Annotated in this window: 13 protein-coding genes; 6 read left to right on the top strand and 7 right to left on the bottom strand. The window is 62.7% G+C overall.

Going from position 1 to position 13,459, the window contains the following annotated elements; all coding sequences use genetic code 11:
- Positions 1–141 precede the first annotated feature (141 nt).
- A complete protein-coding gene (locus GGR23_RS02535; RefSeq protein WP_183364541.1) occupies positions 142–864 on the top strand; it encodes a LuxR C-terminal-related transcriptional regulator in 723 nt (240 codons plus the stop codon).
- 76 nt (positions 865–940) lie between these two features.
- Here the strand turns inward: GGR23_RS02535 and GGR23_RS02530 are convergent, their stop codons facing one another.
- The 7 genes from GGR23_RS02530 to GGR23_RS02500 all read right to left on the bottom strand — a co-directional run bounded on the left by GGR23_RS02530 (position 941) and on the right by GGR23_RS02500 (position 8,962).
- On the bottom strand, positions 941–2,059 hold the full coding sequence (locus tag GGR23_RS02530; RefSeq protein ID WP_183364540.1) for a DUF2333 family protein: 1,119 nt from the start codon (positions 2,057–2,059) through the stop codon (positions 941–943).
- Positions 2,052–3,350 carry a DUF6638 family protein gene (locus GGR23_RS02525; protein ID WP_183364539.1) on the bottom strand — a complete coding sequence of 433 codons (1,299 nt, stop codon included), beginning with the start codon at positions 3,348–3,350 and terminating at the stop codon, positions 2,052–2,054. Before GGR23_RS02525 ends, GGR23_RS02530 begins: the two co-directional genes overlap by 8 nt.
- A gap of 42 nt (positions 3,351–3,392) precedes the next feature.
- Positions 3,393–5,321, bottom strand: a complete 1,929-nt coding sequence (locus GGR23_RS02520; RefSeq protein ID WP_183364538.1) for an AAA family ATPase — start codon at positions 5,319–5,321, stop codon at positions 3,393–3,395.
- Between the two features lie 5 nt (positions 5,322–5,326).
- A complete protein-coding gene (locus tag GGR23_RS02515; protein WP_183364537.1) occupies positions 5,327–6,478 on the bottom strand; it encodes a hypothetical protein in 1,152 nt (383 codons plus the stop codon).
- Between the two features lie 46 nt (positions 6,479–6,524).
- Positions 6,525–7,613: a coiled-coil domain-containing protein gene (locus GGR23_RS02510; RefSeq protein WP_183364536.1), complete on the bottom strand. Its 1,089-nt coding sequence runs from the start codon at positions 7,611–7,613 to the stop codon at positions 6,525–6,527.
- A gap of 243 nt (positions 7,614–7,856) precedes the next feature.
- Positions 7,857–8,240: a c-type cytochrome gene (locus tag GGR23_RS02505; RefSeq protein ID WP_183364535.1), complete on the bottom strand. Its 384-nt coding sequence runs from the start codon at positions 8,238–8,240 to the stop codon at positions 7,857–7,859.
- Positions 8,241–8,368: 128 nt separating this feature from the next.
- Positions 8,369–8,962, bottom strand: coding sequence for a thymidine kinase (locus tag GGR23_RS02500; protein WP_183364534.1), 594 nt, complete (start codon positions 8,960–8,962; stop codon positions 8,369–8,371).
- 239 nt (positions 8,963–9,201) lie between these two features.
- On the opposite strand from GGR23_RS02500, the gene GGR23_RS02495 reads away from it, so the two are divergent.
- The 5 genes from GGR23_RS02495 (at position 9,202) to GGR23_RS02475 (ending at position 13,431) form a co-directional block, all read left to right on the top strand.
- Entirely contained in the window at positions 9,202–10,158 is a 957-nt protein-coding gene (locus GGR23_RS02495; RefSeq protein WP_183364533.1) for a choline ABC transporter substrate-binding protein, read from the top strand.
- 140 nt (positions 10,159–10,298) lie between these two features.
- Positions 10,299–11,174, top strand: coding sequence for a choline ABC transporter permease subunit (choW, locus tag GGR23_RS02490; protein WP_183364532.1), 876 nt, complete (start codon positions 10,299–10,301; stop codon positions 11,172–11,174).
- Positions 11,171–12,223, top strand: a complete 1,053-nt coding sequence (gene choV / locus GGR23_RS02485) for a choline ABC transporter ATP-binding protein (protein WP_183364531.1) — start codon at positions 11,171–11,173, stop codon at positions 12,221–12,223. Before choW ends, choV begins: the two co-directional genes overlap by 4 nt.
- Positions 12,224–12,253: 30 nt before the next feature.
- A complete protein-coding gene (locus GGR23_RS02480) occupies positions 12,254–13,003 on the top strand; it encodes a HugZ family pyridoxamine 5'-phosphate oxidase (protein ID WP_183364530.1) in 750 nt (249 codons plus the stop codon).
- Between the two features lie 110 nt (positions 13,004–13,113).
- A complete protein-coding gene (locus tag GGR23_RS02475; RefSeq protein WP_183364529.1) occupies positions 13,114–13,431 on the top strand; it encodes an ArsR/SmtB family transcription factor in 318 nt (105 codons plus the stop codon).
- Positions 13,432–13,459 lie beyond the last annotated feature (28 nt).

Genomic DNA, 13,459 nt, shown 5'->3' with positions numbered 1-13,459 from the left:
TCATGTCTTGATACAAGATTTAGCATTGCATAGGTTTCGACTTACGTCTTAAATCCGCCGCGTGCAAAGCTGTACAACCGCAACATGATTGAGTCTCGGGCTGCCGTTGCCATGGTTCGCGGTCCGGGCCGGAATGGTTCAATGATCAATACCGGACGCCAAACCTTGCTGACTGGGGAACTTGCAGCAGCCAAGAGCCGGGAGGCACTGAGGATAGCGCTCGGAAACATGCGCCAATCCTTCAATTACGATTTTGTCTCGCTGCTGAGGATCCCTTCCGAGCAGGAGAAGATCCTCGGGCCGCTCATCCACGAGTCGACGCTGCCGCAGGCGTTCCTGCGCGACTTCGACCGGGGCCAGATGCTGACGCACTGCCCTGTATCCATCAAGGTCAGGCGCTCCATGCTGCCGATCTCCTGGACGGTGGACGATCTGAAGGGTCCGGGCTCGAAGCAGCCGGTGGTGGAGCTCTGCGACCTCATGGGCCGCCACGGTCTGAGCTCGGGGGTGATCATTTCGTTCTTCCTGAGCGACGGACATCGCTACGGCCTGCGCTTCGATGGTGCCCGCAGTGCCCTCACCCAGAGCGAGATCAACGAGCTCTCGATGCTGTCGCTGCAGGCGCTCGAAGTCTTCGGCCATATCACCATGAGCCGCGACGCACAGCATAATCCGCTTTCGGCGCGCGAGCTGGAGGTGGTGAGCTGGACGGCACAGGGCAAGACCTCGGTGGAGATCGGCCAGATCCTGACCCTCTCCGACCACACCGTGAATGCCTATCTCACCAATGCCATCCGCAAGCTCGACTGCGTGAACCGTACCCAGCTGGTGGCGAAGGCGCTCCGCCTCAAGCTCATCGCCTGAACGCAACACCGAATCCAGACAGGAAAAAACCGGCGCGGTGCGCCGGTTTTTTTGTGCCGGTTAGCCGGACCTCGGATCAGCGGTCGATGATCGAGCGGATTTCCACGAGGTTCGAACGCACGCGCAGAATGTAGAAGCCCATCGTCGAGAGATGGTTGGGCATGATCCAGCCGTCCTCCCGCCCGTTCGAGATGATAGCCGGCTGCACCGCAAGCGCCGCCTGGAACTGCTTCAGTGTTTCGATCCAGATCGGCTTCAGGTTACGCTCGTTCAGCACCTGGTCGAAATCGGCCCGCACCGCAGACAGGATGGCGTAATAGCCGTAAAGCTGCCCGTAGGCGAACCAGAAGCGATCGTCCGCCCGGGTGTCGAACCAGCCATTGGCATGCTTCTCCGCCCGCTCCTTGAGGATGGCGGACGTGCCGCCGAGCGAGTTGGCGACGCGATCCACGAAAACCAGCAGATTGTCGGCGCGGGTATCGAAATTGGCCGCGCAACTCTCCAGCTCGGTGTTGAAGGCTTTGAGGTCGTCGATGGCAGCCCGGTACTGGCTCGGCGTCGGCGTGAGCGGCCCGAAGGGCGAGAGGCCGAAGTACCAGTTGCTCTCCTCATATTGCAGCTTGCTGCGGGCGCTCTGCAGGTTGTTGTTGATGGCCGAGGTGCCGCGCATGCGCACCAGCGTATCCACCAGTTCCACCGTCGTGCGGCGCACCGCCTCGTTCACGCCGCGCTGGAAGGAGGCCTTGTTGTCTAGGAAGGGCGTGTGATCCCAGTCCGTGCCGAAGAGCCCGAGCTTGTAGAGCAGCATGGAGGAAATCCATGCGTTCCTGTTGACGTTGTCGTCGATGAGTTCGGCAGTCACGTCGACGATCGCCGAGCGCTGGCAGGTCCTGGCGGCGCCGGAGGCCGCGGGCTTTTCCAGTCCGGCCGAAAGATTTCGCTCGCCCAGCTTGTAGCGGTCGATGAAGTTGGGGTTGAAACTGGTCCAGACCTGCGTCTGCCAGATGAAGTAGCCGTAGAGGCCAACCAGGGCGACCAGAAAGGCCGCAATCGGTATGCGCACCAGAAAGCTCCGGCCGCTGTACCAGCCATGGGCAGCCATGAAGGGCCATACGAGCCAGGCGATCACCAGGCCGAAGCCCCGGCCGATGGCGCGAAACACGCGCTCGAAAAAGGCGATGATCGGGTCAAGCATGGTCCTCGTCTCCCATAGCGTAGAGTTTTTCGCGAATGGCTCGCTTGTTTCTGAGATATGAGCTTGTCAGCCGTGAGACAACATGGGCGCGAAAATTATCGCTGTATTCCTCATATCTGAGATAGAAGCCCTCCCGGTCGAAGATGAAGCGGGACAGATAGTCCTGCGGTATTTGCGCCGCGATCAGGCGGTTCGTCAGCCAGGCGTCCCGGTGGCCGGGCTCGGCCCTGACAAGCAGGAAGCGCTGACGGGGCGCAACGAGATCGAGCCGCACCTCTCCGGTCTCGCCAAGCTCGCGCAGCTTTTCGGTCAGGAAGGGGTAGGTCCCCTCCGCCGTCACCGCCGATGCATTGCGCTGCAGGAAGGTCTGGATAAAGACGGGATCCAGCCGGGAGAAATCGGTCTCCGGCAGAGCGTGGGCGATCAGGTCCTCGACCGCCATGGCGCGGCGGTGTTCGATCAGGCCCGATTGCGTCACCCAGCTGGCACGGGGCAGCTGTAACCTGCCGGTACGAGCCAGAAAGTCGAAGATCAGCTTCGGGTCGTTCGCGGGGATATAGCTCACCTGCCAGGGCCGCGAGCGCCGGAAGCCAGGCGCTTCGGGATCGCAGATCACCGTTGCCGTTTTCTCGTCGAGAAAGACATAGACGCCGCCAAAATGATTGGCCCAGAAGGCTTCGTGCCGGAAGACCAGCTGATCGGGCACCAGCGCGTTCTGGCGGATGTCGCCGGTCACCCTGGCCAGCTCCACCATGCGGTTCAGGGTTTCGTCGTCCCGCCAGAGATCGTCCTCGGCAACGAGCCGGTCGACGAGACCGCGCAGATCGGCGGCCTTGCCCAGCAGGTCGTCTGCCGAAAGAACCCGGAAGCGCACCTCGTTGATCGAAAGCAGATCGTCCAGCGTGTCGACCGCCGCCACCGAGTCCTCGATCTCCCCGTAGACCGCATCCTTGATGGTGATGGCATGCAGCGCCCGTGCATTCGCCTCGAAGAAGCGGTGCATCAGCGCACCCGTGTTCGAAAAGCTGGAATGGGCCAGCGGCAACCGCTCCTGCTCCGGCGTCAGGATGATGAAGCGCCGGTTGACCTTGAGCGGATCGAGATAATCCAGATCGCCCAGCGCCTGTGCCACTTCGGGCGAGAAGCCCATCATGTCGATGCGGAAGCGCTCCAGCGTCACCGGCGGAAGACCGAATCCCGCAAGCGCCTTGTTGTAACGCTGAACGAGATGGGGCTCCTCGATGAGAAGGAGGCGTCCATAGACGAGCTCGGATTCCAGTAGGTGCTTCATGAAGTGCATGCCTTCGGGGGCGATGGCGCAGGGTCGATCATCTCAGGGTTCCCAACGTCCGTCCTGCTTCAAGGTTTCGATTTCCCTCACCGCGCGTTCGCGCTGGCGTTCCCGGCGAACGATCTCGGCCACGGCGGCGGCATCGGCCTTGTCCGAGTAGCGCAGCTCGCTTTCGGCGTACCGGTTGATCTCCTGCAGCACCATCTCGATGGTGACGGGACCGCGCAGCGCCGAGATCATCGCAACCTTTTCGTCATAGGGCTTGTGGAGGAAGGCCTCCGGGGTCGCAAACCAATCGTCCGGCAGCTCCACGTCCATCGCCCGCATCTTGACGGCATCGGCGATGTTCTTGATCGCGCGGCCGGTGAAGCGCGGCTCGGCCTGCCGTATCCGATAGAGATAGGTGCCGATGTCTGCAAGGGTTCGGATGCCGCCCGTCTCCTTCTGGAACCGGTCCCAGACGGCCAGCAGGGCTTCCTCCTGTGGCACGGAAAAGCGCTCGTAGGCTTCCGCGACCGGCTTCCGGATCGCCTGCCCGGCCAGGGGTTGATGCTCCCCGGGCGGAATGGAATGGTTCTTCCCGACGAGCATGGAGAAGATGTCGATATAGTCCTCGCGGGTCTGCGGTCCGTCGACCAGCCAGCGGGCGCCGGCACGCTGCCGCAAGGCATCGTCGACGTTTTCGGGATAGTTCGAGAACATGCCGAAGCTGGCATTGCCGCGAACCACCGTTGAAGCACCCGCAAGGCTTTCCATCAGAACGGCGGTCACCTCCTGCTGGCCGGCGGAGGCGCGGTCGTCGCTGCGGCGCGCCGCCACCTGGTCCACGTCGTCGATGGTCCCGAAGCCGATCACATCCGGGTTGAGAACGGCGCGGACGAACTCCTTGCAGTTCTGACCGGACTTGCCCTGATAGGACGAGATCTGGTCGACGCCGAAATTCTCGTAATGGAAGGGGTAGCCCGCCATCTGGCAGTAATCGTTGATCATGCCCGCCATCATCTGGATCAGCATGGTCTTGCCCGTGCCCGGCATGCCGTCGCCGATGAAGGTGAAGAGAAAGCCCCCGAGCTCGACGAAGGGGTTCATCCGCCGTTCGAAATCATAGGCGACCAGCATGCGCGCCAGCCGCATGGCCTGATGCTTTGCCACATGGTTGCCGACGATCTCTTCCGGCTTGCGGAAGGTCATCGTGAGCGGACGGGTACGCTCCGCCGGCGGGCGGTCGAAACCGTCGAGGACAAAGTCCTCCGTCTCGAGCTTCAGATGGGACGACATGAAGGCCGCCAGGCCTGTGAACCGGCTCTTCCGCTCGATGAGGCCCTCGAGCGCCTCCGCGGCATAGCGTCGGGCCGCCGCTCCCATGGCCGCATCGTCGGGGGCGGTCGCGATCGCGCGGTCAAGCCCCGCAATCATGGCCTTCAGCGCATCCTGCGGCGTCTCGAAGAGATAATCCGGCGCGGGCAGATCCCCCGCAGCCTCCCCGTCGCCCGGCAGCATGCGCCTGACATAGGCGGAAAAGACAAAGGCGGCCACATAGGCCGATGCGGACAGGAGCGAGCGGAAACGCTCGGCCTCCTCGCCGGCAAGCGGTGCCTGGGCATTGCGGGACTGCAGGATTTCCAGGTCTGTCTGGCGGGCGAAGATCCCCGACACGGCGAGCGCCACCTCGACGCCGCGTCGCGCCCGGTAAAGAAGCGCATGGGCCTCGGGTGACAGAAGCGGGTCGTCGGGCCGCCGGGAAGCGACCGTCTTCGCGAGTTCGATCTCCCGGGTACGGGAAAGCCCCGCCGTCGAGACCGTGGGAACGAAGCGCCGGCCGGTGCCGGCAATGGATGTGGCACCGGGCGCATCCGCAGGCCCCACCAGGGAAAAGCGGGTGATCAGCGCCTGCGCCGTCTGGCGGTGGCGCTGCAGATCGGCCTCGGGGATCAAAGTCAGTCCCGCATCCTGTCCTGTGGGCGCTGCCATTCCGGTCATACCTCGCTGATGACGTTGTCGCCGGAGATCACATGGACCTTGAACCCGGCAAAGATGGTGTCCGCCTCACCGGAGGCGTAGAGGGCCTGATAGGCTTCGTGCGGCACCAGCGCATGCTTGGCATAGGCGCTGACGCCCATGCGCGCCGCCTCGAGATCGCCCGTATCGATGTGGAATTCCTGCTGCGCCGGCGAGGAGGAGAAGAAGCCCCGGCTTTCCGGCCGCTCGCGCGCCGAAACCAGGTCCTGCACCGTCCAGGTCATCAGCCAGGCGTTTTCCTCGCGCCGCACCCGGGCGAGAATGTCGTTGATGAGCGTGTTGTTTTCGGTGATTCCGCTCGCATAGAAGGGCCCCAGCACGAAGCGCGTGAGCCGCTTGGGATGCAGCGTCGGGAAATCGCGATCGAGCGAGGTTGCAATCGTGGCCGGCGTCAGCGAGTAGCCGCTGTTGGCGCCGACGAACTTGTCGAAGGGCACCGCGAGTTCGGGGTTCAGCAGCCCGCCGACCGGCAGGGGGATCGCCACATCCGGATCAAGGCGGCCATCCGGGGTCACCAGAAGGCGACCGACATTCTCGGACGAGTCCTCGATCCGCGCGGTGTAGACCATCGGCAGGGTCGCCGTGCCGTCATAGGCGGCCCAGCAGACGAAGTAGGAGGGCCTGCGGTTTTCGGGATTGACGGTGACGTGCAGCGTTTCCGGCAGGACGACCGGCTGGAAGAACTGGCCGTCCATCAGCCGTTCGAGATAGATCCGCTCGGCAAGCCGTGACTGCAGCGCCGCCGGAAAGGCCCGACGGGTCAGGATGAAGTCTGCCATCTCGCGCTTCAGCGCCGCCGCATCGGGAATGGTCGTCAGCCGGTCCCTCGCCGCGGCGCGGTCGTTCTCGAGCTCGAGCACCGTCTGGAAAACCGGGAACCCGCTTTCGGCACGGGAAATGCGGAACTGCTCCATGAAGCCGATCCGGCTTTCCCAGGCGGCAAAGGACGATTTCAGGCGCCGCAGATAAGGCGCCATGACACCCGCGGCAAACTCCTCCCCGGGCAGCGACTGGCGACCCGACCCCGCCGAAGCGAGGGTTTCGAGACCCGTCAGCGCCGCTGCCATGCGGGAGAAATATTGCGCGACCGCGTGATTGGGCGTCTGCATGCGGAGCGGCACCTTTCTGGCTTGTCCGGTCGGGTGGCAGCCGATGTCACGACTTCACGTAGTTGGCGGAATTATGCTTGTCCATCACCGCCTGGAAGCGCCGAGCGAAGGCCTCGTCCGCGAGCTTCTTGCGCCGCTGGATGTCCTGCGTGGCCAGCATGTTCTTCTCGTGCAGTTCCAGAAGGTCGCCGATATGACGCTGCGCCGCGGAACCGATGCCGGCCATGGTTTCCTCCGCGGCCGTATCCACCTGCGCGCCGAGGGTGTTGATCTTGTGGGCAACGTCCTGCTGTGCTGCCGTCTTCAGCGAGTCTTCCAGCGCCTTGTAGAGAACGATGCGCTGCTCGGTGTCGATGGTGAGCTTGTTGATCAGCGTGTTCTGCGCCGCGATCTGGTTGTTCAGCGAATCGACGAAGGTCTGGAACATCGAGGTGTAGCGCTCCAGCGTCTGGCTTTCGGCCAGCAGCTCCTGCTCGCGCGCCTGCGCCTGATTGTAGTCGGTGGCCAGACGCGAACGCTCCGCCTCGAGCTGCGTGCGCTCGTTCTGGTCCGTCGACGCGGCAATGCGGTTTTCGATGTCGAGAAGCTGGGGGTTCAGCGTCTCGATCTTCTTCTGCGTCTCGCCGAGCGCGGCAACCGCCTGCTTGCGGCGCTCGATCACCGCCACGAGGCTTGCCTCCGAGGATTTGTACCGCTGGTCCAGAACCGCGCGCTGCTCCTTGAGGATGCCGACGATCGTGTCGGATTTCGACAGAAGCTCCTGGAGGTTTCCGGCAAGCGACATGTTGCGCACGCGATCCGTGCGCATGCGCTGCATCTTCTGCTTGGAAAAGATGCCGATGAATTTCTCCATGCCCGTATAGTTCTTCATGCTCTCGAATTCGGAGCCGAAGACATTGGTCGCATCTTCCAGCCCGATGATGAGGTCGGCGATGTTTGCCTCCATCACCTTCTGCTGGTTGATGACGTCCTTGATGCGGGCGTTCTCGATGTCGAAGGCCGCATCGCCGATCTTGGTGTCCGCCTTGGCGAACTGGTCGAGCAACTGTCCGGACTGATCCAGCTTGCCCCTCATCTCCTGCACCATCGTACGGGTGCTTTCGATCTGCTGGTCGAAGGACTGCAAGCTGGCCATGTGGTGGAACTCCCCGTTCGTTGTTGGGCCTAGAACCTAGCGCCTGCCGAACCGGTTCCGCAACCCATGCGCAACGTGCCCTGCAACCGCAACCCGGAGCCTGGCGACATGGCCCGGCCCGTACCGCTCGAATGTGGGAAGTCCGGGAGACAGCGCAAGGGCGGGGTGCGACAAAATGGACGAAATGCCCCGGGAAAGCGCCGCCGGCGGCCCGCGCGCCGCTTTCCCGATCACGGCAACCGCTTACTTGGCGGCAGTAGGATCCTTGAGATAGGCGATGACATTGGCAACGTCTTCGGCCTTCTTGAGGCCGACGAAGCCCATCTTCGTGCCCTTCACCACGCCCTTCGGGTCGGCGAGATAGGTGGTGAGCGTGGCGTCGTCCCATGTCTTTCCGGCGGCGAAGGCCTTCATGGCCGGGGAGTAGCTGTAGCCTTCGACGGAGGCGACCGGGCGGCCGACGACGCCCATCAGCGACGGGCCGACCTTGTTGGTGGCTTCCGTCGCCGTGTGACAGGCGCCGCATTTCTTGAACACGATAGAGCCGGCCTTGGCATCGCCATCGGCAAGCGCTGCGCCGGCCGTCAGCGTGAAGGCTGCGGCAAGCATGGCAGTCATCATTTTCATGGTGTTTTCCTCTTCCTGGTGCACGAAACCGGAAGGTTCCGCGTCATCCGGCAGGATATACCAGCCTCGCGCGGGATTGCCGCACGACGGAATGACGCGCCCATGACAAAAGTCAATGACAGGGAGGATCAGGCGGGATCCGCCTCGCAGCGCATGATCTGCGACCAGTGGCGACGGCAGTAGGAGACGTATTTCTCGTTGCCGCCCACATCCACCTGCGCCCCCTCCCGCACGATGCGGCCATCGCTGTCGAGGCGGGCGACCATAGTGGCCTTGCGACCGCAATGGCAGATGGTCCGGACCTCGCGCAGCTCGTCGGCGATGGCGAGAAGCTCGCGCGAACCCGGAAAGAGCTTGCCCTGGAAATCCGTCCTGAGGCCGTATGTCATCACCGGGATGTGCAGCTCGTCGGCAACGCGGGCCAGCTGCCAGACCTGCGCCTCCGCCAGAAACTGCGCCTCGTCGACGAAGACGCAGGCCAGCGCCCCCTCGGCGTGCATCCGGGAGATGATGGCGAAGAGATCTTCGCTGCTGTCGAAGGGATAGGCGTCGGCTTCCAGACCGATCCGGGAAGAGATGCGTCCCCGGCCCGCGCGGTCGTCGAAGGAGGCGATGAAGATCGCCGTCCGCATCCCCCGCTCCCGATAGTTGTAGGAGGCCTGCAGAAGCAGGGTGGACTTTCCGGCATTCATTGCCGTGTAACTGAAATAGAGCTTGGCCATGCCGCCTCATTTGCCGGGGAAACGGAGGCTCTGCAACGAAAATGGCGTGCATTCCGCCCGCCGCTACCCGCAATCCACAGGCGATAAATTGATAAAAGCCAGTATTTTGACGGTTTTCTCAGCTGAAATAGCCGATGTCGCAATCGGGACTGCCATATTGGCGCAAATGCACCGCGCACCTTCCGGAAATCTGTCGTATGGTCTAACGTGTAGGGATAAAAAACTGGGAGCCCACAACAATGAACAAGCAATTTGTGCTGAAACTCGCGCTTGCCTCCACCATTTCCTTTGCCGCCCTTGCCTCCGCTCCGGCCTTTGCCGCCGATCCGGAAAGCTGTGCAACCGTCCGTTTCGCCGACGTCGGCTGGACTGACATCACCGCCACGACCGCCACGACTTCGGTGGTTCTGAAGGCGCTCGGCTACCAGACGGACGTCAAGGTCCTCTCGGTCCCGGTTACCTACACCTCGCTGAAGAACAAGGACATCGACGTCTTCCTCGGCAACTGGATGCCGACCATGGAAGCCGACATCAAGCCCTACCGCGAAGACAAGTCGGTAGAGGTCGTCCGCGCAAACCTCGAGGGCGCGAAGTACACGCTCGCCACCAACGAGAAGGGCGCCGAACTCGGCATCAAGGACTTCAAGGACATCGCCGGCCAGGCGGAAGCACTGGAAGGCAAGATCTACGGCATCGAGCCGGGCAATGACGGCAACCGCCTCATCCTCGACATGGTCGACAAGAACACCTTCGGCCTGAAGGATTTCGAAGTGGTCGAGTCTTCCGAGCAGGGCATGCTGGCGCAGGTCGCCCGTGCCGAAAAGGAAGGCAAGCCGGTCGTCTTCCTCGGCTGGGCGCCGCATCCGATGAACAACAATTTCAAGCTGACCTACCTGTCGGGCGGCGACGACATCTTCGGACCGAACTACGGCGGCGCCACCGTCTACACCAACGTGCGCGGCGGCTACACCACCGAGTGCCCGAATGTCGGCAAGCTCCTCCAGAACCTCGCCTTCACCCTTCCGATGGAAGCTGACGTGATGGGCAAGATCTCGGACGAGGGCAAGGAGCCCGAGGCCGCTGCCACCGAGTATCTGAAGGCGAACCCGGCCACCATCGAGCCCTGGCTTGCCGGCGTGACCACGCTGGACGGCAAGGACGGCCTCGCGGCCGTCAAGGCCGCGCTCGGCCTCTGAGAAAACCCTTCTGCAAGGGGCGGGAACCGGAAAGGGCCCGCCCCTTCTGCAACAGGGCTCCACCTTAACAATCTGGCACAGGCTCCGCGCCCGCTTGACCCCCGCGAGCGTGCGACCCACAACCGAGACAGGCTAGAACCGTGGACTGGCTTTCTTCTTACAAACTTCCGATCGGACAGGGAGCGAAGGCCTTTGTCGACTGGCTGACCACCAGCGGCGAATGGCTGTTCAACGCACTTTCCGCCGTGCTCCAGGCGAGCATCGACCTTCTGCTCTTCCTCCTTCAGGGACCGTTCCTGAAAGGCACCGCCTTCGAGCAGCTCTACCCCCTGCTGATCATCGTCCTGATCTCGGCCTTCGCATGGTACATGCGCCGGTCCCTCGGGGTGACGCTGTTCACGGCGCTGGGCCTGCTGCTGATCGTGAACCAGGGATACTGGAAGGAAACGACCGAGACACTGGCCCTCGTGCTGGCAGCCAGCGCCGTTTCGATGACGGTCGGCATCCCGCTGGGAATTGCCGCCGCCCGGCGCCCCTGGATCTATGCGATCATGCGCCCGATCCTGGACCTCATGCAGACGATCCCGACCTTCGTCTACCTCATTCCGGCGCTGATCCTCTTTGGTCTCGGCATGGTTCCGGGGCTGATCGCGACCGTGATCTTCGCCATTCCGGCGCCGATCCGCCTCACCCGCCTCGGCATCATCTCGACGCCGCCTTCGCTGGTGGAAGCCGCCCAGGCCTTCGGCGCGACGCCCGGCCAGGTGCTGAAGAAGGTGGAACTGCCCTTCGCGATGCCGCAGATCATGGCCGGCCTGACGCAGACCATCATGCTCTCGCTGTCGATGGTGGTCATTGCCGCGCTCGTCGGCGCCAACGGACTTGGCGTTCCGGTCGTGCGCGCGCTCAACTCGGTCAACGTGGCCAAGGGCTTCGAAGCGGGTCTGTGCATCGTGATCCTGGCGATCATTCTCGACCGCGTCTTCAGAACTTCCGACGCAGGAGATGTGGCATGACGGCTGCGGTTACCTTCAACAATGTCTCCATCATCTTTGGCAAGGACCCTGATGCTGCGCTGAAGCTGGTCGACCAGGGCAAGAGCCGCGACGAGATCGGTCACGAGACCGGCATGGTTCTGGGCGTTGCCGATGCCTCCCTCACCATCGAGGAAGGCGAGATCCTGGTGCTGATGGGTCTGTCCGGCTCCGGCAAGTCCACGCTTCTGCGTGCGGTCAACGGGCTCGCGCCGGTGGTGCGCGGCGACGTGGCCGTTGCCACCAAGGCCGGCCCGATCAACCCCTACAAGACCTCCGCCAAGTCGCTGCGCGACTTCCGCATGCATGTGGTCTCGATGGTCTTCCAGCAGTTTGCGCTGCTGCCCTGGCGCACCGTGGCCGAGAATGTCGGCTTCGGACTGGAGCTCGCCAATGTGCCCGAGGAGGAGCGCAGCAGGCGCGTGGCCGAACAGCTGGAGCTGGTGAACCTCACCAAATGGGCAAACCGCAAGGTGAACGAGCTTTCGGGCGGCATGCAGCAGCGTGTCGGCCTTGCCCGCGCCTTTGCCACCGGCGCCCCCATCCTGCTGATGGACGAGCCCTTCTCGGCGCTCGATCCTCTCATCCGCACCCGCCTGCAGGACGAGCTTCTGGAGTTCCAGCGGCGGCTGAAGAAGACCATCCTCTTCGTCAGCCACGACCTCGACGAAGCCTTCCGCATCGGAAACCGCATCGCCATCATGGAAGGCGGGCGCATCATCCAGTGCGGCACGCCTCAGGAGATCGTCAAGAACCCGGCAAACCAGTATGTGGCGGATTTCGTGGCCAACATGAACCCCATCAACATGCTGACGGCAGGCGACGTGATGGAAACCGGTATAGCGGCCAGCGCCTCGGAAACGCCGGTCTCGGGCAATGCGGCGCCCACCACGCCGCTGGTCGACATTCTCGATGCCCTTGCACGCAAACCGGGAAACATCGGGGTAGTGGACAACGGCGCAATTATCGGCACAATCAACGCCCAGAACATCATCGAAGGGTTGACCCGCCATCGCCGCAAGGACGGCTGACGTTTCGGCAGCCCTTGAAGGGGCAGCGAGATGAACGAGCGGCCGTCGGTCCTGCGTGAAACAGATGAAAACGCCCTCCTCGAAGCGCGTACCCTCATGCGGGGTGCGCGCTTCGGCACTCTTGCGGTCCTCGATCCGGAGACTGGATTTCCCAATGCCAGCCGCGTGCTTCTGGCCACGACGCCCTATGGCACGCCCGCGATCCTCGTTTCCTCTCTCTCCACCCATACCCGTGCGCTGGACGCCGACCCGCGCTGCTCGCTGCTGACGGGCGAACCCGGCAAGGGCGACCCCCTCGCCCATCCGCGTCTCAGCCTGCAGGCCCGCGCCGTTCCCGTCGAGCGCGAGAGCGAAATGCACGGCTGGCTGAGGTCGCGTTTCCTGCGCCGGCACCCCAAGGCGGCGCTCTATATCGACTTCGGCGATTTCCGATTTCTCACCCTCGAACCGGTGCTTGCGAATCTCAACGGGGGATTCGGAAAAGCCTATCGGATCGACGGCCAAGACCTCGTCATCCGTCACCCGGACATTGTTCGGCTCGCACGCCAGGAAACTGAAATTCTGGAGGAAATTTCCCGCTCGGAGACCGATCTGGCCAATAGTGTAGCAAAAACAGCGTTCCAAAAAGGCACGCTTGACTGGAAAATTTCTGCAATCGACACAGCTGGAATTGATATTTCGGGGAAGGACGTTCTCAAAAGGCTGGAGATTGCCTTTGAGGATGTGAGCATGGCTCGGATCGTTTCGGACATTCGAAAAGTAGGATGTACAATACCCTAATTTTAGTGATATACCAATTATGTTGCATCTAGTATCTTATGCCTAGTGCAACATTCGTGCACTGTAACCATCCAACCACCAACGACCGCCAGCGTTGGAGAGATAAAGAGATGATGACAAAGACACTCGACAACAACACCGCCGCCGCCGCCGGCCTCCTGTCTGCCATGGCCAATCCGAAGCGTCTGATGATCCTGTGCGCTCTTGTGAAGGACGAGGTACCCGTCGGCGTGCTTGCGAACCAGGTCGGTCTCAGCCAGTCGGCTCTGTCGCAGCATCTTTCCAAGCTGCGTGCTCAGCACCTGGTCAACACGCGTCGCGACGCCCAGACGATTTACTATTCCTGCGACTCCGCAGCGGTGATCAGCCTGCTGCAGACGCTCGAAGGCATCTACAGCCAGCCGGAGAAGGCCCGCTCTGCGGCCTGATCCCATGGGCGGACAAATGGAAGAGGCG

The organism is Gellertiella hungarica (assembly GCF_014197145.1).
Lineage (GTDB): Bacteria > Pseudomonadota > Alphaproteobacteria > Rhizobiales > Rhizobiaceae > Gellertiella > Gellertiella hungarica.
The sequence above is the reverse complement of the archived record's forward strand: the minus strand, read 5'-3'. Positions and strand labels throughout refer to the sequence as shown.

Excerpts from the sequence above, each read along its gene's own strand:
- GGR23_RS02535 (WP_183364541.1), top strand. The coding sequence starts at position 142 with ATGATCAATACCGGACGCCAAACCTTGCTGACTGGGGAACTTGCAGCA.
- GGR23_RS02530 (WP_183364540.1), bottom strand. The coding sequence starts at position 2,059 with ATGCTTGACCCGATCATCGCCTTTTTCGAGCGCGTGTTTCGCGCCATC.
- GGR23_RS02525 (WP_183364539.1), bottom strand. The coding sequence starts at position 3,350 with ATGAAGCACCTACTGGAATCCGAGCTCGTCTATGGACGCCTCCTTCTC.
- GGR23_RS02520 (WP_183364538.1), bottom strand. The coding sequence starts at position 5,321 with ATGGCAGCGCCCACAGGACAGGATGCGGGACTGACTTTGATCCCCGAG.
- GGR23_RS02515 (WP_183364537.1), bottom strand. The coding sequence starts at position 6,478 with ATGCAGACGCCCAATCACGCGGTCGCGCAATATTTCTCCCGCATGGCA.
- GGR23_RS02510 (WP_183364536.1), bottom strand. The coding sequence starts at position 7,613 with ATGGCCAGCTTGCAGTCCTTCGACCAGCAGATCGAAAGCACCCGTACG.
- GGR23_RS02505 (WP_183364535.1), bottom strand. The coding sequence starts at position 8,240 with ATGAAAATGATGACTGCCATGCTTGCCGCAGCCTTCACGCTGACGGCC.
- GGR23_RS02500 (WP_183364534.1), bottom strand. The coding sequence starts at position 8,962 with ATGGCCAAGCTCTATTTCAGTTACACGGCAATGAATGCCGGAAAGTCC.
- GGR23_RS02495 (WP_183364533.1), top strand. The coding sequence starts at position 9,202 with ATGAACAAGCAATTTGTGCTGAAACTCGCGCTTGCCTCCACCATTTCC.
- choV (WP_183364531.1), top strand. The coding sequence starts at position 11,171 with ATGACGGCTGCGGTTACCTTCAACAATGTCTCCATCATCTTTGGCAAG.
- GGR23_RS02480 (WP_183364530.1), top strand. The coding sequence starts at position 12,254 with ATGAACGAGCGGCCGTCGGTCCTGCGTGAAACAGATGAAAACGCCCTC.
- GGR23_RS02475 (WP_183364529.1), top strand. The coding sequence starts at position 13,114 with ATGATGACAAAGACACTCGACAACAACACCGCCGCCGCCGCCGGCCTC.